22 protein-coding genes and 1 pseudogene are annotated in these 21,824 nt (G+C 65.7%); 12 read left to right on the forward strand and 11 right to left on the reverse strand.

Annotated elements, in window-relative coordinates:
* Positions 1-71: 71 nt before the first annotated feature.
* The 5 genes from ACZ1J6_RS08465 (at position 72) to ACZ1J6_RS08485 (ending at position 5,117) form a co-directional block, all read left to right on the forward strand.
* Positions 72-1,892 carry a TonB-dependent receptor domain-containing protein gene (locus ACZ1J6_RS08465; RefSeq protein WP_431568716.1) on the forward strand — a complete coding sequence of 607 codons (1,821 nt, stop codon included), beginning with the start codon at positions 72-74 and terminating at the stop codon, positions 1,890-1,892.
* A complete protein-coding gene (locus ACZ1J6_RS08470) occupies positions 1,889-2,932 on the forward strand; it encodes an ABC transporter substrate-binding protein (RefSeq protein WP_465128048.1) in 1,044 nt (347 codons plus the stop codon). The genes ACZ1J6_RS08465 and ACZ1J6_RS08470 overlap by 4 nt, the downstream gene beginning before the upstream one ends.
* On the forward strand, positions 2,929-3,897 hold the full coding sequence (locus tag ACZ1J6_RS08475) for a FecCD family ABC transporter permease (RefSeq protein ID WP_132261879.1): 969 nt from the start codon (positions 2,929-2,931) through the stop codon (positions 3,895-3,897). Before ACZ1J6_RS08470 ends, ACZ1J6_RS08475 begins: the two co-directional genes overlap by 4 nt.
* Positions 3,894-4,673: an ABC transporter ATP-binding protein gene (locus tag ACZ1J6_RS08480; protein ID WP_132261881.1), complete on the forward strand. Its 780-nt coding sequence runs from the start codon at positions 3,894-3,896 to the stop codon at positions 4,671-4,673. The genes ACZ1J6_RS08475 and ACZ1J6_RS08480 overlap by 4 nt, the downstream gene beginning before the upstream one ends.
* 234 nt (positions 4,674-4,907) lie before the next feature.
* A complete protein-coding gene (locus ACZ1J6_RS08485; protein WP_132261883.1) occupies positions 4,908-5,117 on the forward strand; it encodes a hypothetical protein in 210 nt (69 codons plus the stop codon).
* A 132-nt stretch (positions 5,118-5,249) separates the two neighbouring features.
* Here the strand turns inward: ACZ1J6_RS08485 and ACZ1J6_RS08490 are convergent, their stop codons facing one another.
* The 3 genes from ACZ1J6_RS08490 to ACZ1J6_RS08500 form a co-directional block, all read right to left on the reverse strand.
* Positions 5,250-7,433 (reverse strand): M3 family metallopeptidase, encoded by a 2,184-nt coding sequence (locus ACZ1J6_RS08490; RefSeq protein WP_431568718.1) that lies wholly within the window; start codon positions 7,431-7,433, stop codon positions 5,250-5,252.
* Between the two features lie 290 nt (positions 7,434-7,723).
* A complete protein-coding gene (locus ACZ1J6_RS08495) occupies positions 7,724-7,882 on the reverse strand; it encodes a hypothetical protein (RefSeq protein ID WP_165921306.1) in 159 nt (52 codons plus the stop codon).
* A gap of 109 nt (positions 7,883-7,991) precedes the next feature.
* A complete protein-coding gene (locus ACZ1J6_RS08500) occupies positions 7,992-8,417 on the reverse strand; it encodes an Rrf2 family transcriptional regulator (protein ID WP_134095069.1) in 426 nt (141 codons plus the stop codon).
* 95 nt (positions 8,418-8,512) lie between these two features.
* Here ACZ1J6_RS08500 and ACZ1J6_RS08505 point away from each other — a divergent pair, with 95 nt between their 5' ends.
* Positions 8,513-8,962 carry a globin domain-containing protein gene (locus tag ACZ1J6_RS08505; RefSeq protein WP_431568719.1) on the forward strand — a complete coding sequence of 150 codons (450 nt, stop codon included), beginning with the start codon at positions 8,513-8,515 and terminating at the stop codon, positions 8,960-8,962.
* Between the two features lie 41 nt (positions 8,963-9,003).
* On the opposite strand, the gene ACZ1J6_RS08510 is transcribed toward ACZ1J6_RS08505, so the two are convergent.
* Positions 9,004-9,588, reverse strand: coding sequence for a septal ring lytic transglycosylase RlpA family protein (locus ACZ1J6_RS08510; protein ID WP_314463642.1), 585 nt, complete (start codon positions 9,586-9,588; stop codon positions 9,004-9,006).
* Between the two features lie 119 nt (positions 9,589-9,707).
* Here ACZ1J6_RS08510 and ACZ1J6_RS08515 point away from each other — a divergent pair, with 119 nt between their 5' ends.
* The gene (locus ACZ1J6_RS08515) at positions 9,708-11,270 is read left to right on the forward strand and encodes an ABC1 kinase family protein (RefSeq protein ID WP_431568720.1); all 1,563 of its coding nucleotides are present in this window, start codon (positions 9,708-9,710) and stop codon (positions 11,268-11,270) included.
* 1 nt (position 11,271) lies between these two features.
* On the opposite strand, the gene ACZ1J6_RS08520 is transcribed toward ACZ1J6_RS08515, so the two are convergent.
* The 5 genes from ACZ1J6_RS08520 to ACZ1J6_RS08540 form a co-directional block, all read right to left on the reverse strand.
* Positions 11,272-12,933: a M28 family metallopeptidase gene (locus ACZ1J6_RS08520; protein WP_431568721.1), complete on the reverse strand. Its 1,662-nt coding sequence runs from the start codon at positions 12,931-12,933 to the stop codon at positions 11,272-11,274.
* Positions 12,934-12,980: 47 nt separating this feature from the next.
* A complete protein-coding gene (locus ACZ1J6_RS08525) occupies positions 12,981-13,448 on the reverse strand; it encodes an SRPBCC family protein (protein ID WP_314463636.1) in 468 nt (155 codons plus the stop codon).
* A gap of 67 nt (positions 13,449-13,515) precedes the next feature.
* Positions 13,516-14,172 (reverse strand): trimeric intracellular cation channel family protein, encoded by a 657-nt coding sequence (locus tag ACZ1J6_RS08530; RefSeq protein WP_465128049.1) that lies wholly within the window; start codon positions 14,170-14,172, stop codon positions 13,516-13,518.
* Positions 14,173-14,338: 166 nt separating this feature from the next.
* Positions 14,339-14,851, reverse strand: a complete 513-nt coding sequence (locus ACZ1J6_RS08535; RefSeq protein ID WP_431568723.1) for an META domain-containing protein — start codon at positions 14,849-14,851, stop codon at positions 14,339-14,341.
* Between the two features lie 73 nt (positions 14,852-14,924).
* Positions 14,925-15,386, reverse strand: a complete 462-nt coding sequence (locus ACZ1J6_RS08540) for a hypothetical protein (RefSeq protein WP_314463631.1) — start codon at positions 15,384-15,386, stop codon at positions 14,925-14,927.
* A 21-nt stretch (positions 15,387-15,407) separates the two neighbouring features.
* Between ACZ1J6_RS08540 and ACZ1J6_RS08545 the strand changes: the two genes are divergently transcribed.
* Positions 15,408-15,569, forward strand: coding sequence for a hypothetical protein (locus ACZ1J6_RS08545; RefSeq protein ID WP_431568724.1), 162 nt, complete (start codon positions 15,408-15,410; stop codon positions 15,567-15,569).
* 13 nt (positions 15,570-15,582) lie between these two features.
* On the opposite strand, the gene ACZ1J6_RS08550 is transcribed toward ACZ1J6_RS08545, so the two are convergent.
* Positions 15,583-15,984, reverse strand: coding sequence for a UrcA family protein (locus tag ACZ1J6_RS08550; RefSeq protein WP_431568725.1), 402 nt, complete (start codon positions 15,982-15,984; stop codon positions 15,583-15,585).
* 499 nt (positions 15,985-16,483) lie between these two features.
* Here ACZ1J6_RS08550 and uvrA point away from each other — a divergent pair, with 499 nt between their 5' ends.
* The 4 genes and pseudogenes from uvrA to ACZ1J6_RS08570 all read left to right on the forward strand — a co-directional run.
* Positions 16,484-19,393 carry an excinuclease ABC subunit UvrA gene (gene uvrA, locus ACZ1J6_RS08555; RefSeq protein ID WP_431568726.1) on the forward strand — a complete coding sequence of 970 codons (2,910 nt, stop codon included), beginning with the start codon at positions 16,484-16,486 and terminating at the stop codon, positions 19,391-19,393.
* 2 nt (positions 19,394-19,395) lie between these two features.
* Positions 19,396-19,950, forward strand: coding sequence for a hypothetical protein (locus ACZ1J6_RS08560; RefSeq protein WP_431568727.1), 555 nt, complete (start codon positions 19,396-19,398; stop codon positions 19,948-19,950).
* Complete coding sequence (locus tag ACZ1J6_RS08565; protein ID WP_431568728.1) at positions 19,919-20,101, forward strand: hypothetical protein; 183 nt, start codon at positions 19,919-19,921, stop codon at positions 20,099-20,101. Before ACZ1J6_RS08560 ends, ACZ1J6_RS08565 begins: the two co-directional genes overlap by 32 nt.
* A gap of 9 nt (positions 20,102-20,110) precedes the next feature.
* Positions 20,111-20,296, forward strand: a pseudogene (locus ACZ1J6_RS08570) (excinuclease ABC subunit A); the annotation flags it as partial.
* Between the two features lie 332 nt (positions 20,297-20,628).
* Here ACZ1J6_RS08570 and ACZ1J6_RS08575 read toward each other — a convergent pair.
* Positions 20,629-21,699: an ATP-binding protein gene (locus tag ACZ1J6_RS08575; protein ID WP_431568729.1), complete on the reverse strand. Its 1,071-nt coding sequence runs from the start codon at positions 21,697-21,699 to the stop codon at positions 20,629-20,631.
* Positions 21,700-21,824: the final 125 nt, after the last annotated feature.

The raw sequence follows: 21,824 nt of genomic DNA on the forward strand, positions 1-21,824 counted from the left end.
GAGCACGCGCATGAGGAAAAGCGCGCGTCTCCGCCATGGACGGCAAAGTCGTTCAGGTTGGAGGAATACGCGTGAAGTACCTGTTTCTGCTGGGGACGGCTCTTGCCGTCTCGACCCCCGCTTTCGCGGATGAAGCCGCAATCGATAGTATCGTCGTCACCGCGACGCGCACCGAAACCCCCACCAGCGAGATCGGCCAGTCCGTCTCGGTCATCACCCGCGAGGATATCGAGCGCACCCAGGCGGTCACCGCGACCGACATCCTGGCCCGCCTGCCGGGCGTGACGTTCGCCCAGTCGGGCGGTTTCGGCCAGCCGGCCAGCGTGTTCATCCGCGGCGCCGAGAACGCGCAGAGCCTTGTGCTGATCGACGGCGTGCGCATCAACGATCCCGGCGACGTGGGCGGCGGCTTCGACTTCGGCAGCCTGACCGTCGGCCAGTTTGACCGCATCGAAGTGGTGCGCGGATCGTCCGGCGTGCTCTGGGGCAGCCGCGCGATCGGCGGCGTCATCAACCTCATCACCGCGCGCCCGACCGAGCAGTGGACCGCGCGCGGCCAGGCCGAATACGGCTGGCGCGACCAGAAGCAGCTCGGCGCCTCGGCGGCGGGCAAGGTCGGTCCGGTGGGCCTGACGCTGGGCGGCAACTGGCTCAAGGGCGACGGCTACTCCGCTTTCGACGAGCGCCTCGGCGGCCAGGAGAAGGACGGCTTCGAGAGCAAGAGCGCCAACGCCCGCGCCGAAGTGGAGCTGGTGAGCGGTCTTTCCGCCGATGCCGGGACGTACTGGACCAAGGCCAATTACGATTACGACAACACCGGCGCCGATGCCCTGAACGTGGGCCTGAAGCGCGACACCGTGGGCTATGCCAACTTGCGCTACAAGGGGCTGGACGGCCGCCTCAGCGCGCGCCTGGGCTATGGCCTCACCGATACGCGCCGCATCTCGGACGATGCCGTCTTCGGTCCCTACACCACCAATGGCCGCGCCGACCGTTTCGAGGGTCAGGTCTCCTACACCCCCATCGACATGGCCAGCATTCTCGTCGGTGCCGAGACGGAGAAGCAGAAGTTCTCCGACAATTACGGCTCGAAGGATTCGACCTCGATCGACAGCTACTTCGGCATGCTGACCCTGCGCCCCGTCACCGGGCTGACGCTGAACGGCGGCCTGCGCTATGACGACAATTCGGACTTCGGCCACAAGACCACCTTCTCGGCCAACGGTGCCTGGGTGATCGGGGGCAGCGAGGAAGCGCCGATCCTGCGCGCCAGCTATGGAGAGGGCTTCAAGGCGCCGTCGCTCTACCAGCTCTATTCCAATTCCGGCTTCCGCGCGCTCGATCCCGAGACGTCGAAGTCGTGGGATGTCGGCGTGGAGCAGCCCTTTGCGGAAGGCCACGGCACGTTCTCGGTCACTTACTTCGACCGCAAGACGAAGAACCTGATCGATTACGACCTGACCGCCTTCAACTACTACAACGTCGGCCGCGCGCGGGCGAAGGGCGTGGAACTGGGCATGCAGGTGAGCGACTGGGAAGGCTTCGACATGAGCCTTTCGGCCACTTACCTCGACGCCACCAACGAGGTGACCGGCACGCGCCTCGCTCGCCGTCCCAAGACGAACCTCTATGCCAGCCTGGACAAGCACTGGTCGGACGGCTTCCGCCTCGGTGCGGACCTGCGCGTGGGCGGCGGTCGCTATGACGACATCGCCAATACCTACTACCTCGGCGGCAATGTCGTCGTCGGCCTGCGCGGCGCCTTCGACGTGACGCAGAACATCCAGGTCTACGGCCGTGTCGAGAACCTGTTCGACGAACACTACGAAGTGGTGCGGACATATGGCACCCCGGGCCGCGCGGCTTATGCCGGGGTGCGGGTGAAGATGTGATCCTGTCGTCTGCCCTGACGACATCGGTTGGACGGGGCAGGCGCAAGGCCCGCCGGTTCCTTGTCGTGCTGGCTCTGGCTGGCTCGGCGGCGCTGGCGGGCTGCGGGGGCGGTGACACCACCGAGGCCGCCCCCGCGGTACCGGGCCACGGCGAGAGCGGGGCGGAGCGCCCCACCATCGTCTCGCTCAACCCCTGCACGGACGCCATCCTGGCCGAAGTGACGGATCCGGGGCAGTTGCTGGCGATCTCCAGCTATAGCCAGGATCCCGAGAGCAGTTCGATGCCGATCGCCCGCGCGCGCCGGTACCGGGCGATCTCGGGGACGGTGGAGGAAGTGGCGACGATCCATCCCAGGGTGGTCGTCGCCAGCGCATTCCTCGACCCCGCGAGCGAGGCGGCATTCCGGCGCCTCGGCTACCGGCTGGTGAAGATGCCGATCGCCTCGGACCTGGGAGCCGCGCGCGAACAGGTCCGCACGCTGGCACGGCTGGCGGGTCATGCCGCGCTGGGCGAAAGGCTGGTGGCCCGCATCGACGCCGCCGTGCGCCGCGATGCACCGCCGCCGGGCTCAGCGCTTCTTCCGGCAATAGTGTGGGAATCCGGTGGACTGGTGGCGGGTGACCAGACCCTGATCGTTGACATGATGAAGCACACCGGCTTTACGAATATTGCCGGCGCGCGGGGCCTTTCCCAGGCCGATTACCTGCCTCTGGAGCACGTGCTGGCGGACCCTCCGCGCGTGGTCTTCGCGGTGGGCGATCCGCTCGCCGAGGAGGACCGAATGTTGCATCATCCGGCGCTCTCCGCGCTGACCAGTACCCGGCGTTTCCTGCTCAGCCGCTCCATTCTCTGGTGCGGCGGGGCGACCATCCCGCGTGCGCTGGACGAACTGGCCGCCGCGCGCCGCGCGCTTGCGGAAACGGAGATGCCGCCGGCCCACGGGGCAGGCACCGCAACAGCCCCCGCGACAGGCACCGCAACAGGCCCCGCATCGGCCCCCGCAAAAGCCACCGGGCGGATCGTTTCCGCAAGACCATGAACCTGCGTTTCGTCCTGCTGCTGGTCCTCGCGCTCGTCGTCGCGGTGCCGCTGTCCCTGCTGGCCGGGCGGGTGTGGATCAATCCTTTCGCCCCGGAACTGCACAGCGCCTCGGTCATCCTGCTTCAGCTTCGCCTGCCGCGCGCGGTCCTGGCGCTGGTGCTGGGGGCTGGGCTGGGCGCGGCGGGTGCGGCCATGCAGGGGTATTTGCGCAACCCCCTGGCGGATCCCGGCCTGTTCGGCATCGCGCCGGGCGCGGCGCTGGGTGCCGTGCTGAGCTTCTGGACCGGCTATGCTTCGGCGCCGTGGATGCTGCCGCTCTTCGCGCTGATCGGCGCGGGCGGCGCCATGGCGCTGCTGGCGCTGATCGCGGGACGCGGCGGCGGCGTGGCGCTGTTCACCCTGGCCGGCCTCATGGTCTCCAGTCTCGCCGGCGCGCTGATGAGCCTGGCGATCAGCCTGACGCCTTCGCCTTTCGCCATGAGCGAGATCGTCACCTGGATGATGGGCTCGCTGGCCGACCGCTCCTGGCGCGAGGTCTGGATCGCCACGCCGCTGACGCTGGCCGGGATCGGCGTCATCCTGGCGGCGGGACGCGATCTCGACGCGATGACCCTGGGCGAAATGGCCGCGCGCTCGCTGGGCGTGGAGCCGCTGCGGCTCCAGGCCCTGCTGATCCTGGGCGTGGGCCTCGTCGTCGGTTCGGGGGTGGCGGTAGCCGGCATCATCGGCTTCGTCGGCCTGATGGTGCCGCACCTCGTGCGCCCGATGACCGACCGCAAACCCTCGTCGCTGATCGTGCCTTCGGCGCTGGCGGGGGCGCTGCTGCTGCTGGTGGCGGACTGCATCTGCCGGATCATGCCGCTGTCCGGCGGCGAACTGCGGCTGGGCATCGCGCTCAGCCTGCTGGGCGCGCCGTTCTTCCTGCGCCTGCTGCTGAAGATGCGCCGGGGCATGGTGGCATGAGCTTCGGCGCCGACAACGTCACGGTCGCCGGGCGGCTCGACGGGGTATCCCTCAATTGCCGCCGCGGCATGATCACGGCGATCTGCGGGCCCAACGGTGCGGGCAAATCGACGCTGCTTTCGGTGATCGCCGGATTGCTCAAGCCCGATGCGGGCAGGGCGGTCATGGGCGGCCGGGCGCTGGCGGCGGTCTCGCTGGCCCAGCGCGCGCAGTGGATCGGCTATCTGCCCCAGACGCCGGAAGTGGCCTGGGATGTCTCGGTGGAAGTGCTGATCTCGCTCGGCCGCCTGCCCTGGCGCGGTGCGCCCGCTGCCGAAACGCAGGACGCTATCGAGGACGCCATCGCCGCCATGGATCTTCAGGAACTGCGCCACCGCCCGGTCTCGACCCTGTCCGGCGGCGAACGCGCGCGGGCGCTGATGGCCCGCGTCCTGGCGACCCAGCCCGGCTGGCTGCTGGCGGACGAGCCTTTCGCGAACCTCGACCTGGCCCATGGTGCGGCGCTGATGCACCGCTTTCGCCAGCAGGCGCGGGCGGGGCGCGGCGTCGTCCTTGTGCTGCACGACCTGGCGACGGCGATGAACCATGCGGACCAGGTGCTGGTGCTGGCGAAAGGCCGGGTGGAGGCGGAAGGCCCGCCGGAAATGGCCCTCTCGCGCGAGGTCATCACCCGCGTGTGGAACTGCCCCGCGCACTGGCTGGGCGACCCCGGCGAACGCGCCCTCTCGATCGGCGCCCCGGCGCCGCTCGCCGTGGATTTCCGGCAGCAGTTCTAGCGCGCGGGAATGCGGCCGCGGGTTATAATTGCATTTTCCGCAAATATCGTCTATCACCGTCCACGCTGACGTCGCGTGCGACGGACCATCGGGCAGCCATTGCTCCCCCCTTGTCCCTTACGAGCCTCATGACGCCGGAATGCGCCGAGACGTGCATGCCGCGATGCGCCGGACGAGAACGTCCAGAGCGCTTTTCCTGCCCTTGGGGGCCTACGGCTAAACGGGATTCATTCCATGACCGATCCGAGCACTCGTCCTTTCCTCATCACCAAGGATGAGGATGGGGCCTTCCGCCTTACCGTGAGAACGACGAGGTACAATTCACGCGGCTATCCGCTGGTGACGGCCACGCTTCAGGACGGCGCGTTCAAGACGGCCAACGCCGCGCGGGCTTTCGCGCGCGAGAACTTCAATGCCCAGCCCGGCGAATACGCCACGAAGTAAGGCGCGGCCCGCCGAGCCTGCGCCGCCGGGCGCGGCTTACCGTGCTCCATGCAAGACCGCCGCCCCGTTTCCGGAGCGGCGGCTTCGTTCGGGCAGGGCCGGCGCGTCGAGCGCCTGCCCGGGATCCGATCCTTACTGAGCCTTCGGCGCCAGGCCGCGGGCTTCCAGCATCGGTTCGACTTCGGGGTCATGCCCGGTGAAGTCGCGGTAGAGCTGCGCGAAGTCCTTCGTGTGGCCCTGGCCGAGGAAGGTCTTGCGGATGTGGTCGCCATTGGCGCGCGTCATGCCGCCGTGCTTCTCCACCCAGTCCCAACCGTCGTGAGCGAGCATCTCGGTCCAGATGTACGAGTAATAGCCCGCAGCATAGCCGTTGTCCCAGATATGGCGGAAGTACGGCGTCTTGTAGCGCGGCGGGATCAGGTCGGTGTTGAGCCCGGTGGCGGCCAGTGCCTTGGCTTCGAAGGCCATCGGCGGCTGCGCGGCTTCTTCCGGCGAGAGCTGATGCCACTGGATGTCGAGCATGGCTGCCGACAGTGTCTCGCCCAGGCCGAGGCCCTGGTTGAAGGTGTGCGCGGCCTTGATCTTGGCGATCAGGTCGGCCGGGATCGTCGCGCCGGTCTGGTAGTGCTTGGCGTAGTGGTTGAGCACGGCCGGAATGGTCGCGAAGTTCTCGTTGAACTGGCTGGGGAACTCCACGAAGTCGCGCGCGGTGTTCGTGCCCGAGAGCGAGGGATACTTCTGGCTGGCGAAGAAGCCGTGAAGCGCGTGGCCGAATTCGTGGAACATGGTTTCCACATCGTCGAAGCTGGCGAGCGCGGGCTGGCCGTCGGCGGGCGGGGCGATGTTCAGGGTGTTGCTGACGACGGGCTTTTCACCAAGCAGGTATGACTGCTCGACGAAGTTGCTCATCCAAGCGCCGCCCTTCTTGTTGGAGCGGGCGAAGGGATCGTAATAGAAGATCGCCAGCTGCTTGCCGTCGGCATCGAACACTTCGTAGGCGCGCATGGTCGGGTGGTAGACCGGCAGGTCGGTGCGGCGCTTGAAGGTCAGGCCGTAAGTCTGGTTGGCGGCATAGAATACGCCGTCTTCCAGCGTGCGCCAGACTTCGAAGTAGGGCTTGATCTGGCTTTCGTCGAGTTCGTACTTCGCCTTGCGGACCTTCTCGGCGTAGTAGGACCAGTCCCACGGTGCCAGCGTGGCGTTCTGGCCGCCGGCCTTGGTGCCCTCTGCCTTCATGGCGGCTTCGAGCATGGCGGCTTCGCGGTCCTGCGTGGCGCGCAGTGCGGGGACGAAGCCCTTCATGAACTCCATCGCCTTGGCGGGCGTCTTCACCATGCGGTCGTACATCTGGTACGTCGCGAAGTCGGGCGCGCCCAGCAGTTTGGCCTTCTTCGCGCGCAGGGTCGCCATCTGGGTGACCATGGCGGTCGTGTCGTATTCGTCGCCGCCCGAGGTGCGGTTGATGCTGGCGTCCCAGAGCTTCTTGCGGCTGTCGCGGTTGGTGAGGCTGGCGAGCGCGGCCTGCTGCGTGGTGTTGCCCAGCGCCAGCATGAACTTGCCCGCATGGCCCTTTTCGGCGGCGAGCTTGCCGGCGGCGGTGATTTCGGCCTGCGAAAGGCCGTCCAGCTGCGCGGCCGTGTCGAAGATCGGCGCCTTGGCGGCCGTGGCCGTGGTCAGCTTCTGCGAGAAGGCGGTTTCCAGCTTGGCGATTTCGAGGTTCATCGCCTTCAGCTCGACCTTCTGCGCGGCCGAGAGCAGGGCGCCGCGGTGGACGAACTTGTCGTAAGTGGTCGCCAGCAGCATGGCGTCCTCGCCGGTCAGGGCCTTTCCTGAGGCGCTGTCATGCACGGCCTTGACGCGGGCGAAGAGCGCGTCGTCAAGGTAGATATCGTCGTTCAGCGCGGAAATCTGCGGGCTGACGGCCGTATCGATGGCATCCAGCGCATCGCTGGTATTGGCCGAGGTGAGCTGGCTGAACACGTTGTAGACGCGGTCGTACAGCGTTCCGGCGCGCTCCATCGAGACGATGGTGTTCTCGAAAGTCGGCTTGGCCTTGCTGCCGGCGATGGCCTTGATCTCGGCGCGCTTGGCGGCGATGCCGGCTTCGATGGCGGGCTGCCAGTCGCTGTCCTTGTACTGGGTGAAGTCCGGCGCGTGGAGCGGCAGGGCGCTGGGCTTGGCGAAGGGGCCGTTATAGGCGGGCGCCGTGGCGGCGCTCCTGGCGTCTGTCTTTGCGGCAGCCGTCACGGAAAATCCTCCAAGCAGGCCGGCGCCGAGCACGAGCGGGGCGGCGGCGGCCATGAGCCGGGTCTTCATCGGTCTTTTCTCCTGGCTTCGGCAACCCGAAAGATACAGCTCGAAAGATGCAGCCCGAAATAAGCAGGGAAGGCCTCCCTGCGGGGTCGCGGGCGGGTGCCGAAAAGTGGTCAACACACGGGGTTGAAGCGGAGAAAACCGAGGGGTGCAAGGGCTGGAGCGCAGGCAGGAACGCCATTGCGCAAATGACGCATGCGACGTTTATTCGCGGAAAGGAATACGCGCCGGAGCGCAATCAAGTTGCGCTCCGGCGCGCCGTCAGGTCGCTCCGACAGGGGGAATCGGTCCGGTCAGCTCGACCGGAAGCGACCTTTGGTCCACACCAACATGGGTTCGGTGCCTTCGTCGTGGTCGCGGCGATGTTCCTCGCGCTGGCGATCCAGGATCAAGGATCCCGTCTTCCGCGCGAACTGGCTGCGGCGAAACGGAATTTCGGCTCCGATATTCATTTCAGGCTCTCCTCTATCGAGGAGCAACGCCGCAGCAGGGTGAAAAGTTCCCGAAGGAAGCGGGGTGTCGCACCGCCCTGGCGTGGCGGGCGCCGCGAAGGCCGGGGCGCTAACCTGCCCGATCCGCCAGAAGGCCGAAGGGCAGCCGGGTCGCTGAAGCGGCATCCGCCAAAGTGTGGGCGTCGAGTTCGGCGAGGAAGGCCGCCATCGCCTGACGCAGGATCGCCGTCAGCCCGCAGGCGCCCTGGAGCAGGCAGTTCCCGCAATCGGCGGGGCTCATGTTCGGCTCGGTGAGCCGGACCACTTCGCCCAGCGTGATCGCGTGCGCGGGACGGCCCAGGCGAAAACCGCCGTTTCGGCCGCGCACCGTCTCCAGCAGGCCGGCATTGCCCAGCAGGTTCACCACTTTCATCGCATGGTTGCGCGAGATCGCGTGGGCCTGCGCCACTTCCGCGATCGAAAACAGCCCCGCGGGATCGACCGCAGCGTGGAGCAGGATGCGCAAGGCGTAGTCGGTGTGCGCGGTAAGGCGCAAGGCGGGTCTCCGGGAAAATGATGCTCCTCATTTACATCTTTTTGGATCGGCGTATAGATGCATCCAGTTTGCATCATTTAAGAGGACGAATCGAAATGGCCGCTCCGCTCAGCGAACAGACCGTCGCCACGATCAAGGCGACTGCACCCGCGCTTCAGCAGCATGGGGTGGAAATCACCACCCGCATGTACGAGCGGCTGTTCCGTAACGAGGAGGTCCGCGCCATGTTCGACCAGGCCGCGCAGGATTCCGGCGAGCAGCCGCGCCGCCTGGCCGCCGCGATCCTCGGCTATGCGCAGAACGTGGACAAGCTGCAGAACCTGACCGGCGCGGTCGCGCGCATGGTGCAGCGCCATGTCGATACCGGCGTGAAGGCGGAGCATTACCCGCTGGTGGCCGAAGCGCTGCTGCCCGCCATCCGCGACGTCCTGGGCGCGGCGGCGACCGACGAAGTGCTGGCGGCCTGGGGTGAGGCTTACTGGTTCCTGGCCGATATCCTGATCGGCAAGGAAACCGCGGCTTACGCGGAACTGGAAGAGGCCTGACCTTCGGGGGGCAGGGCACCGGTTCCGCGAAGCATCCTGCTTCAGCGCGTGCCCACGCCCGTCTCGAACTGCGACTGGAGGTTCGCCAGCGCCGTGGGCGAGACCGGCGGCAGTTCCTTCGCCGCCTTGCCCTTGCGCAGGGCGGCACGGTCCTTTTCCGCCGGTTCCACCACACGCACGCGCACGGCGGCCTTGCCCTTGCTTCGCACCCCCAGCGCTTCGGCGGCGCCGCGCGAAAGATCGATGACGCGGGCGCTTTCGCCGAAAGGGCCGCGGTCGTTGACGCGCACCAGGATGCGGCGGCCGGTATCGAGGGCGGTCACTTCGACATAGCTCGGCAGCGGCAGGGTGGTATGCGCGGCCGTGATCCAGTCCGGGCGGAAGCGCTCGCCATTGGCGGCGCGGTTACCGGATTCGCTGCCGTACCAGGTGGCATAGCCGAGCACGTCGTAGCCGGGCTGGGCGGCCGGCGTATAAGTATTTCCTCGGACCTTGTAGGGCGGGCCGATGCGTACCGGCGCATCGCTGACCGGCCGGAACTTCGTGCCGCCGCCGCAGGCCGCCAGGGCCGCGGTGAGGACGATTGCGAATGCGGGCTTGAGCACCCCCGTTAAACTCTCGCTCATGCGGGCTTCCTAGCTTTCCCGGGGCGGCGCTGTCCATGCCTCCCGGCGTGAGGGCCAGTGAGACGGCGACGGAACTTCCGGGCCTTGAGGCCGGTTGTCTCCCGCTGAAGGAGTGACGCATGTTCAAGTCGATAGCCGTTGCCGCACGCGATCGGGGCCGCATGGCGGAAGTCTCGGCCGTGATCGCCCGCTTCGGGCTGGACTCGCTGGCGGTCCGGCTCGGGATCGGTGGCGACGGGAAAGAGGGCGATGATGCGCAGGAGAGCGCGGAACCGCGCGACGTGCCCACGCGCACCCGCAAGGCGCTGGAGGCGCTCGGCCCGACTTACGTGAAGCTCGGCCAGATCCTGGCGACGCGGCGCGACCTGCTGCCCGATCCTTGGATCGCCGCTTTCGAACAGTTGCAGAGCGATGCGCCGCGCCTGCCCTTCGAGACGCTGCGCGGCGAAGTGGAAGCGGCGCTGGGCGGGCCGCCGGAGAGCGTCTTTGCCCGGTTCGACACCGAGCCGCTGGCCGCCGCCTCGATCGCGCAAGTGCACCGGGCGCGGCTGCACGACGGCACCGAAGTGGTGGTGAAGATCCGCCGACCGGGCATTCGCGCGCGGATGGAGGCGGACTTGCGGCTCATGCGCCACCTCGGCGCGCTGGCGGAAGCGCGCAGCGCCGCCGTGCGCCGAATGAAGCCCGCGGCGATGATCGAGCAGCTTGGCCGCGAGATCCTGGACGAACTCGATTTCACGGCCGAGGGGCGCAACGCCGACTTGCTGCGCGCCGACCTCGCTTCGCTGGAGCGGATCACCGTGCCGCGCATCCACTGGGAGTGGACGGGCGAGCAGGTGCTGGTGATGGATTATATCGAAGGCATCGCCCCGCGCGATCCGGCCGTGCTGAAGGCGGCGGGGATCGATCCCTCCCGCATCGCCGCGCTGGGGGCGGAACTGGTGCTGGAGATGGTGCTGGTCAACGGCCGCTTCCACGCCGATCCGCATCCGGGCAATCTGCTCTGCCTGCCGCCGCAGGTGCCCGGCGGTGACGGACTGGCGCTGCTGGACCTGGGCTCGGTCGGCTTCGTCAGCCCGCGGCGGCAGCACGAATTCCTGACGTTCATCCTGGCGCTGCGCAGCGGCGACCCCGGCGGCGTGGCGGACATGCTGGCCACCTGGTCGCAGGACGGCGAAGTCCCGCGCGAAAAGCTGCTGCGTGCCTCCGAACGGCTGGTGTCGCGGCACGGCACCGGGGCGCTCGTGCTCAATGCGATGGTGGCGGATTTCTTCCCGTTGCTGCGGCAGGAGGGGCTGGTGCTGCCGCCCGACCTGGTGCTGATCTTCAAGGCCATGGTGACGATGGACGGCGTGCTTTCCGGGATCGCGCCGGACTTCGACTTGTCCGAAGCGCTGGGCCGGATGCGCGGGCGGCTGGTCGCTTCGCGGCTTTCGCGTCTTGCCGCGCCGGACAATCTGGAGACGGCGCTGCTCGAACTCTCGCGCGTGGCCGAGGAAGCGCCGCGCTTCCTGCGCGCGGCCTCGGCCCGGATGGAGGCATCGTCACCACCTGCAAGGGAATCCGGCCGAGACTTCGGGCGAGAGGGGGGCACGGCCAGAGCGGTGAGCCGGGCCGGATGGCTGATCGGCGGCGCCGTGGTGATCCACGCCGCCGCCGACCTGCTCGTTCACTGGACCTGAATTATCGGCGGGCCGCTTCGGACTTGTCGCGCGCTGCCTTGAATTCCGAGCCGGCCTTCCACTGCGGCCACTTGTCGGAATTGGCGAGGTCCGTGCCGATCGTGCGGACGAGTTCGACGTCCTGCACGGCGCCTTCCATTTTCCACTCCGGCGACCAGGCATCGCAGGCCTGGTGGTAGCACTGGCCGGTATAGGCATCGATCCAGGCCTGGCCCGCCTTGACGCCGCCCTGCTTGAGGTCGGAGGCCCCGGCAATGCCCATCATCAGCATGACCGGCACGCCGCGCTTGGCGAAGGAGAAATGGTCCGCGCGGTAGAACAGGCCGCGCTCCGGCAGGCCTTCCGGGGTGACGCGGCGGCCCTGGGCTGCGGCGACGCGGGCCATGTCGTCCTCCAGGGTATCCTGACCCTTGCCGATCAGCGTCACGTCGTTGGCGGCGCCCGCCGTCTGGAGCACGTCGATGGTGAGGTTGGCGACGGTCTTCTCCATCGGGAAGACCGGGCTGGCGGCATAGAATTCCGAGCCGAGCAGACCGCGCTCCTCCGCCGTCCAGGCCGCGAAGACGACGCTGCGCTGCGGGGCGGGCTCGCTCTTCATGACGCGGGCGATGTCGAAGAGGGCGGCGATGCCGACGCCGTCGTCATTGGCGCCGGCACGGTAGATGCGGCCCTGCGCGTCGGGGGCGCCCTTGCCGTAGGCGTCCCAGTGGGCACCGAACATCACCACTTCGTCCTTGCGCGTGGTGCCGGGGATCTGGGCCAGCACGTTGTGGCTCATGACTTCTTCATGCGCGACGGGGACGTCCGCATCGAAAGTGACGCCTTTCAGCGGCACCGGCTTGAAGTCCGGACGGCGCGCGGCGGCCGAGAGCCTGGCGAGGTCCAGCCCGGCGGAGCCGAACAGGCGGTTGGCCGCCTCGCCCGAGAGCCAGCCCTGCAGCGCCAGGCTGGTGAGCTTGTCGGGGCTCCGCACGATATCGTAGTTCTCGCCGCCGGGGCTGGTGACGACGTTCCAGCCATAGCCGGCGCCCTCCGTCTCGTGGACGATCAGCGCGCCGACCGCACCCTGCCTTGCGGCTTCCTCGAACTTGTAGGTCCAGCGGCCGTAGTAGGTCATCGTCCGGTCGCCGAACTTGCCGGCGGCGGGCTCGCCCTTCTTTGCGTGGAAGTCCGGATCGTTGATGAGGAAGACCACGACCTTGCCCTTGAGGTCCATGCCCTTGAAGTCGTCCCAGCCGCGCTCCGGTGCGTTCACGCCGTAGCCGACGAAGACCACCGGCGCGCCCGCGATGCGCGCGGAGTCGTCGGGGCGGACGGTGGAGATGTAGATGTCCTTGGCGACGGTCACCGGCATGGCACCCTTCGGGCCGGAGAACGCCAGCGTCTTCGGCGCGGCAAGGCGGGTGTGGAGCAGCGGCACTTTCTGCACCCACTGTCCGTCAGGTCCGGCGGGCTGGAGGCCGATGTCCTGGAAGCGCGCGATCAGGTAGCCGATGGTCCTTTCCTCGCCCACCGTGCCGGGCGCGCGGCCCTCGAAAGTATCGGATGCGAGCGTCCTGACATCGGCGACGATCCGGTCGGCATCGATGGCCTCCCGGGCGATGGCGGGATGGGACACGGCAGCGAGCAGCGCGGTGGAGAGCGCGAGGAGAGGCTTGTTCATGTCCTGCGCTTTTAGGGCGCGGGACGGGAGAGGCAAGCGGCGCCGGGCTACTTGTAGAACCCCTCCCGCAGGCGGACGCCGTGTTCCAGCCAGGCCTTCATCGCTGCCAGCATGCCCGTCCAGCCTTCGCAATTGCCATAGGACGCCTTGAGCCCCTCCGGCGTTTCCGACCATCCTTCCTCGCTGATCTGCACGAGCGTGCGGCCATCCTCGAGCGGCTCGAAGGCCAGGGTGACGAGGGTGCGGTGCTCGCCCTCGGCATCGGCCAGAACGGCGGCCTCGTCACCGCCCCAGCGCAGGAGGATGTGGCGGGGCGGTTCGGCTTCTACGACATGGACCGGGAAGGCGCCGGGAAAGTCGTGGAAATCCCAGGTGACGACGGCGCCTGTCTCCAGCCGCCCCCTGGCGCCGCCGGTGGTGAAGAACTCGGACAGAACGGCAGGATCGGCAACGGCCTCGAATACGTCCGCGACGGGCCTGGCGATCCGGCCCCGAACGGTGAACTTCGGCATCATGACTCGTCTCCCATGCAGCGCCTTTCCGGCGCATTCCGCCGGCTCGGCGGGGTCTTCCGGGCCTGTCCTAACGCAGATGCGGCAGGCGCCAGGCCTCCAGCAGCGCCGCCGCGCGCAACGAGAAGATGGCGATGCCGGCGACGATGCCGGCAGCGTCCCGGCGCAGGCCGAAGCGCTGGATCAGGACAACCATCAGCGTCGCGCCCGCCAGCACGGCCGTGGCGTAGAAGTCTTCATGCAGGACATGCGGGACCCGCGCAATCAGCACATCGCGCAGGATGCCGCCGCCGCATCCGTTGATCGTGGCGATCACGACGACCGGCGCGCCGTCCAGGCCGTAGTCCAGGCACTTGCGGGTGCCGGCCACGGCGGCGAGCGCCAGGCCCACGCCCTCGAACATGTCGATGGCGAGCGGCGGGGTGACATTCGCCACCGGCCCCAGCATCAGGGATGCCGCGATCACCCCCGCGGTTGCGGCCAGGGCAAGGGCGGCATAGCGCCAGTCGCGCAGCGGCGCCGGGGGATGTTCGCCCAGCAGGAGATCGCGGATCACGCCGCCGCCGACGGAACCGGCGAAAGCGAGCACCAGGATACCGAAGAGGTCGAGATCGGCCTGCACCCCCGTCAGCGCGCATTCGGCGGCGAGCACGAAAGTGGCGGCGAGGTCGACGGCAGTCAGCATCCTGTCGCGGATGCGGGCGTTGACGGGTGCCGCAGGCGTCACGGGCAGCGGCCGATCACAGGAAATCCGCAGCGTCTGTCGGCATCATGACTGCCCCCTGGAAGTGTGCGCGCACCATGCCGGACGCGGTCTTCTCACGGCAAGTCTAACACGGCTGGGCCATTGCTCAAGGAAGGGCGCTCAAGAAGGCGCGCTCAGGCAGGGACGCTCAGGCGCCGGGCGCCTTGGCGATCGGCACCAACAGCGCCGAAGTGCCGTCGACGAAGTCGATGCGCAGGTGCCAACCGTGACGCTCCTGTACGATGGTCCAGGTGCGGGCGGAAAGCATGAGACCCCAGAACCGCGTGGCCATGAGTTCGGCCCTGGTGTTGCCGCAACCCGCCGCCGTGATGATGCTGGTATATTTGCCGTCCCGGTTCAACCCGCCGAAGGGCTCGCCCGGAACGCCGGTCCAGCGAAGATCGCCCTGGCTTACGGAATTGCAGGACCAGGTGCCGGAGACATAACCGTCCCGCGCAAAGTGCAGGGTGGCGGCAGTGCGCGCGCCCTTGCCCCCGTTCGTGCGGCGGGGGACGCGGTGCCCCTGCAATTCGTGCAAGGCCCAGGGCTGGCCGGTCAGCCGCGGTGCCTCGCCTGCCTCCGCGCTGCCGATCCGGTGCGCGGCGATGTCGGGTGAGCATCCACAAAGGAGCAGGGCAAGAATCAGGGCCGGTCTGGTCATGTTTCCGGAAAGCCACGGAAAGATGACGGCACGGCGACCGAAACGGTGTTTCGGCGCCGGTCCCTGGTATGCGTCAGCGCTCGCAGCGCGAATAGTCACCCGCGCGGCAGGCCGAGACGTCGCGGCGCCACTGCGCCAGATCGGCCTCGTAGTCGCGGCGGGCCTGGGCATAAGCGCGCGAAGGGCTGGAAGAGGCCGGGCGTTCGTCCCGGCGCGCATAAGGCTCGCCGTCCTCGTCGCCGGCATAGTCGCCGCGTGCATATTGCCCGGTCGCCTCGTCGTCCTGCTCGTCCCCGCCGCCCTGGCGCGCACGATAGGCTTTCCAGCCGGAAGCGTATTGCGCATCGCGCTTGCGCACATAGTCCAGTTGATCACGATTGAGCTTGCGGATGATCGCGGCGTCGCGGGCAATGTCCTCGGCGCTCATGCGGTCATTGGGATCGTCGGCCCGCGCGGTACCCGAAAAGCCCGGCGCACAAAGCGCCAGCGTGCCCAGCGCCAGCAGGATACGCGTACCCGTCTTGCGGCCCCTCATTGTTCTCGTCTCCGTCCCTGGATGATCCAGGCGATCCCTGGCGAGGCGCGGGGCCGGAGGCAATTCGATATGCGACGAGCGGCAGGCGCGCACGACGAGGCGCGCGAGGCGTGCGCCGGATGGCGGCAGAAAGAAGCCGCCGACAGGAACTTTCCCGTCGGCGGCTTCCTCGGCGGAGTCTGAGACTAAGGTGTGCCTACTTCCCCCGGCGCGCCACGACGGCGAGGCTGGGGGCGGCTGCCGCCAGTTGGCCCGGGTTTTCGCGGGCGGCCATCCGCGTCGCCATCATTTCATCGCGGGCCGCAAAGGCCCGGTCGAGCGAGGCGTCGCGGCAGTCGTGCACGCGGGCCAGTTGATCCAGCTGGTTGCTTTCAAGCGGTCCGCAAACGGCGCGAACGGCAACTTCCAGCCGGGTATTGAGCGTATCGATACCCGCCTGGGTATCGAGGTTGAGGTCGCCGTAACGCACCTCACGATGCGGAACGTCGCGGAGCGAGCCGTCCTTGACGACCACGTCGGCAAGGGCCGGGGCGACAAGCCCCGAGGTCGCCACGAACAGCATGCCGATGGCGGCGAAAGCGGTGTGAATCCTGGTCATTGCATTCTCCTGTTGCTCAAGAGTGCAGATCTCCGCACGCAAGCCCCCACGGCCCGCGAAACGCGAACTGCAACGCGACCTCAATCGATGAGAAAAGTCGTTCCCAAACAACGGTAACGTCGCGGGGAGTGTGTCGACTCCATTGAACATGTATATACTTTAGTTCTGCCCCTTCGATCTCGCCTTGGCTTTTGAGCAATGTCTGGACATTTACTTGTATTTCTTGTTGACCATGCGGCAAAAGGTGAGTCGGTTATTATTACCGGGCAACTTCTCTATTACTCTTAACCTCGTCGCATTCAAGTCATCCATTGGGTCGGATCGTCGAACGGCATAGTTCGGCCGACGGATGACATCGCCGGCCGGGCGGCCGCCGCGATGCGCAGGGCAAACCGTTGCAATCCGGCAGCCGGTTCCCACATGAGGTCCCGTCCCTGCAGCAAAAGCTCTGGTCGCGGCTGCTTGCGCTTTGCGAACAAATCTGGAACACGTCACCTCCATGAGTCTCTCCCACATCACGGTGCGCGGTGCGCGCGAGCACAACCTCAAGGGCTTCGACATCGAGCTTCCGCGCGAGAAGCTGATCGTCATCACCGGGCTTTCGGGCTCGGGGAAATCCAGCCTCGCCTTCGACACGATCTATGCCGAGGGGCAGCGCCGCTATGTCGAGAGCCTCTCGGCCTATGCGCGCCAGTTCCTGGAGATGATGCAGAAGCCGGATGTCGAGCATATCGACGGCCTCAGCCCCGCGATCTCGATCGAGCAGAAGACCACCAGCCGCAACCCGCGCTCCACGGTGGCGACGGTGACGGAGATCTGGGATTACATGCGCCTGCTCTGGGCGCGCGTGGGCATTCCCTATTCGCCTGCCACGGGCCTGCCGATCGAGGCGCAGACCGTCTCCAACATGGTAGACCGGGTGATGGAACTGCCCGAAGGCACGCGTGCCTACCTGCTCGCCCCGGTCGTGCGCGGCCGCAAGGGAGAGTACCGCAAGGAACTCGCCGAGTGGCAGAAGGCGGGCTACACCCGCGTGCGCATCGACGGTGAACTCTACGCCATCGAGGACGCCCCCGCGCTGGACAAGAAGTACAAGCACGACATCGAAGTCGTGGTGGACCGCATCGCGGTGAAGGACGGCATCCAGACCCGCCTTGCCGACAGCTTCGAACAGGCACTCAAGCTGGCCGAGGGGCTGGCCTATATCGACCTTGCCGACGGCGTGGTGCCGGGCCGAGAGGACGAGGGGAAGGGTAGCAAGAAGACGCTCAAGGGTACCGGCCTGCCGCCCAATCGCATCGTCTTCTCCGAGAAGTTCGCCTGCCCGGTCAGCGGCTTCACCATCGAGGAGATCGAACCGCGCCTGTTCTCGTTCAACGCGCCGCAGGGTGCGTGCCCGGCCTGTGACGGCCTGGGCGAGAAGCTGCTGTTCGACCCGCAACTGGTGGTGCCGAACGAGCATCTCAGCCTCAAGCAGGGCGCGATCGTGCCCTGGGCCAAGTCCAACCCGCCTTCGCCTTACTACATGCAGGTGCTCTCCAGCCTGGCCGCACACTTCGGGTTCGACCTGACCACGCCGTGGGACGCGCTCTCGCCCGAGGTGAAGATCGTCATTCTCTACGGCACCGTGGGCAAGGCCGTGCCGCTGACGTTCAAGGACGGGCGCAAGGAATATACGGTCAACAAGCCGTTCGAGGGCGTGATCGGCAACCTCAACCGCCGCATGATCCAGACGGACAGCGCCTGGATGCGCGAGGAACTGTCCAAGTTTCAGACCGCGCAGCCCTGCGAAACGTGCGAGGGCAAACGCCTCAAGCCCGAGGCGCTCTCGGTCAAGATCGCCGGCAGCGACATCGCCGATGCCGCGCGCCTTTCCGTGTCGGACGGCTTCGCATGGTTCGGGGAGCTTGAGGGCAAGCTGACCAGCCAGCAGCAGCAGATCGCCAAGGCCATCCTCAAGGAAATCAACGAGCGCCTCGGCTTCCTCAACAACGTCGGGCTCGATTACCTCAACCTCGACCGTACTTCCGGCACCTTGTCGGGCGGCGAGAGCCAGCGCATCCGCCTCGCCAGCCAGATCGGCTCGGGCCTTTCGGGCGTGCTCTACGTGCTCGACGAACCCTCGATCGGCCTCCACCAGCGCGACAACGACATGCTGCTGGAAACGCTGAAGCGCCTGCGCGACCTGGGCAATACCGTGATCGTCGTCGAGCATGACGAAGACGCCATCCGCACCGCTGACCACATCGTCGACCTCGGCCCCGGCGCCGGTGTCCACGGCGGCGAAGTCGTGGCCGAAGGCACGCTCAAGCAGGTTCTCAAGAGCAAGAACAGCCTCACCGCCGCCTACCTCAACGGCACCCGCAAGATCGAGGTGCCGACCGAGCGCCGCAAGGGCAACGGCAAGAAGATCGTGGTCGAGAACGCCCGCGCCAACAACCTGCGGGGCGTCACGGCGGCGTTCCCGCTCGGCACGTTCTGCTGCGTTACCGGCGTCTCCGGCTCGGGCAAAAGCTCGCTCACCATCGACACCCTGCAGGCCGGCGCCTCGCGTCAGCTCAACGGCGCGCGCGTGGTGGCAGGCGCGCACGACCGCATCACCGGCCTCGAAAACTGCGACAAGGTCATCGAGATCGACCAGTCCCCGATCGGCCGCACCCCGCGCTCCAACCCCGCCACTTATACCGGCGCCTTCACCCAGATCCGCGACTGGTTCGCGGGCCTGCCGGAATCCCAGGCGCGCGGCTACAAGGCCGGGCGCTTCAGCTTCAACGTCAAGGGCGGCCGCTGCGAGGCGTGCCAGGGCGACGGCCTCATCAAGATCGAGATGCACTTCCTGCCCGACGTCTACGTCACGTGCGAGGAATGCCACGGCAAGCGCTACAACCGCGAAACGCTGGAAGTGAAGTTCAAGGGCCACTCCATCGCCGACGTGCTCGACATGACGATCGAGGACGCGGAAGAGTTCTTCAAGGCCGTGCCCCCCATCCGCGACAAGATGCACATGCTGAACGAAGTCGGGCTCGGCTACGTCAAGGTGGGCCAGCAGGCCACCACGCTCTCCGGCGGCGAGGCGCAGCGCGTCAAGCTCGCCAAGGAACTCGCCCGCCGCTCCACCGGGCAGACGCTCTACATCCTCGACGAGCCGACCACCGGCCTCCACTTCGAGGACGTGCGCAAGCTCCTCGAAGTGCTCCACCGCCTGGTCGAGCAGGGCAATTCGGTCGTGGTGATCGAGCACAACCTCGACGTCATCAAGACCGCCGACTGGATCATCGACATGGGCCCCGAAGGCGGCGTCCGCGGCGGCCAGGTCATCGCCGAAGGCACGCCGGAGGATATCGTCAAAGTGAAGGCGTCCTTCACCGGGCACTATCTGAAGCCGCTGCTTTCCAGCTGGGCAAAGTAGCGGTGACAGGCTGGCGCGCGCAGTTCGAGGACGCCTTGCGCGTTCTCGCGCGTGTCAGCATGGCCATGGACGATGCGGGGCATCGCCCGCCGATCCTCGTCGGCGGTGCGGCAGTGGAAATCTATACGCAAGGCCAGATCGCCACTGGCGATTTCGACCTGATCTGCGGTCGGCAGGATTTGCTGGAAGAGCAGTTCGTCCGCTTCGGCTTCGAACGCCCATCCGGCCCCGGAAAAAGCACGCGCGGCTGGATACATCGGGAGCTGGGCATGGGGTTCGAGGTCGTATCCGACACCCTGCTTGGAGGGCTCGCGGATCGCGCCATGGTGCGTGTGCTCGAACTCGGCGATGACGGCGCCGTCGCCATCATCGCGCCCGAGGATATCATTGCCGACCGCATGGGCCAGTACGCGTCAGGCAGTGCGCCGGAAATGCTGGGGCAGGCCCGCGCGCTCTATGCGCTTTGCGAGGGTCTGGACATGGCCTATATGGAACGACGGATTTCAGAGGAAACGGCAGGCAGCCATGGCCTTCAAGACCTTGCAGACGAAGCGTGAGCCGCTGACGCTGGAAACGCTGGCGCGGAGCATCGCCCGGCGTCGTGAAGGGGCGCCTGAAATCCGAATACCCCGTAACGACGGTACGCGGCGTACTCCGTCGAAGCAGGCGCTTCTCGATGAAATCGAAAATACGGACGCCAACTGGTAACTGGCGTGGATGGTGGTGATCGAGCACAACTTCGACGTCATCAAGACCGCCGACTGTATCATCGACATCGGCCCGGAAGGCGGCGTCCGCGGCGGCCAGATGATCGCCGAAGGCGCGCCGGAGGATATCGTCAAAGTGAAGACGTCCTTCACCGGGCGCTATTTGAAGCCGTTGCTTTCCAGCTGGGCGAAGTAGGGGCGCCGTCAGTAGTTGCTCCGCCAGTAAACCCGTCGCCCCGGACTTGATCCGGGACCGTTGGCCTGTCGAGCTAGGGTTTCTGATGGGGCCAACCCATCATCACCCGTCGTCCCCCCCCCGAAAGGGTAGGGCGCTTTTCTTTTAGAGCACGCAGAGAAACAGCGCACAAATGCCCCCCTCCCATCGTCATTGCGAGCGTAGCGAAGCAATCCAGGGCGGCGTGAGACCGACTCTGGATTGCTTCGCTACGCTCGCAATGACGAATGTGGGTTGAGTTCAGTTTTTCCACGACCGCATCGATCAGGCGCCAATACTGACATCGCTTTATCTTATAATTTTTTCTTTCTCCACGTGGCTTTGTTTCCTTTGAGTTCGGGGTCTAGGTAAATTAGACCTTGGTCTCGTAGGCGATATAAGACGTCCTTCATTTTATTTTCACTCTTGATTCCAGTTAATTCTCGCGCTTCGCTGTTACGAATACTGTCGTTAGTTTTTAAGAACTCAATCACCGCTTCTTCTGGAGTCGCAAGAGGCGTGTGAGCGATAATAACTTTGACCGAGTTGTTGTTGATCTCAATGACGGGGGGTTTGAGTCGTCGATCTTGCATTTTCTGATAGGCAGTATTTAGCCCTTCGCCTAAATCCTGATTGGGTGCGTTTGGATAGCGACGAAGTGTTCTGACTATTTTTGGGTTTCTACTATATCGAACGTCGAGTATATTGTCTAGATTGACAAAAGCAGGTAATGTTCCCGGGCTGATAATCTCAATTCTGTTTTGAAAAATCAATATTTGCGTGTCATCGGCGATGGAATAGTCGCGGTGGATGATGGCATTGGTCAATATCTCCCAGATTGCTTCCGGTGGGTAATCCACCTTTTTAATACCTTCTGGGGTAAGAATACTAATTCCCGATATTATTTCTGTGATTCGATCGACGACCTTGTGTATCTGTGCATAAAGTGGCCCTCCGATGGTTTCATTTATCTTTAGGTGCTCGCGCTCCGGCCGCTCTTCGCGGGTGTCGTAGAATACGATGCGACATTCACATCTTGTTGGGATCAAGCCTTGCGGATTCTCAGAAAGAAGAAGTGCGCCAGCCACAAAAGGCTTCCAATCCTCTCGATCAATTAACCCTTCATTTATCGCAAATGCGAGTGTGTCAGGGCCTTCGGGAATGGAGCTAGTTAAAATACTAGCCTGTTCTGTTTCAACTATATCTTCAGCTTTGTGATTGATCAGTTTGGTGTTTTCAAAGCTTATGGCGCCTTTTGAAAATGCCAATTGGGAAATTTCATTAGGGTCTTTGACCGCAACGCTGCTCGCGCCGAGTCGCTTGTAAGTAGTTCCATCGGCGGTGCAGTGTACGTGCTGGGTTTTGTCGACAAAAACACGGAGCAAGTAGCCTTCGTTATCCTCTACGGTATGAAAAGAATATCTAAAGGTTACCGGAGGATTTAAAGAGTATATATTGTGAAGTACATCATTGGCGTCTTCTGGTAACGCAAAGAGTGATATTTTATTTT

The sequence above is a fragment of the Novosphingobium sp. BL-S-21 genome (genome assembly GCF_055521655.1).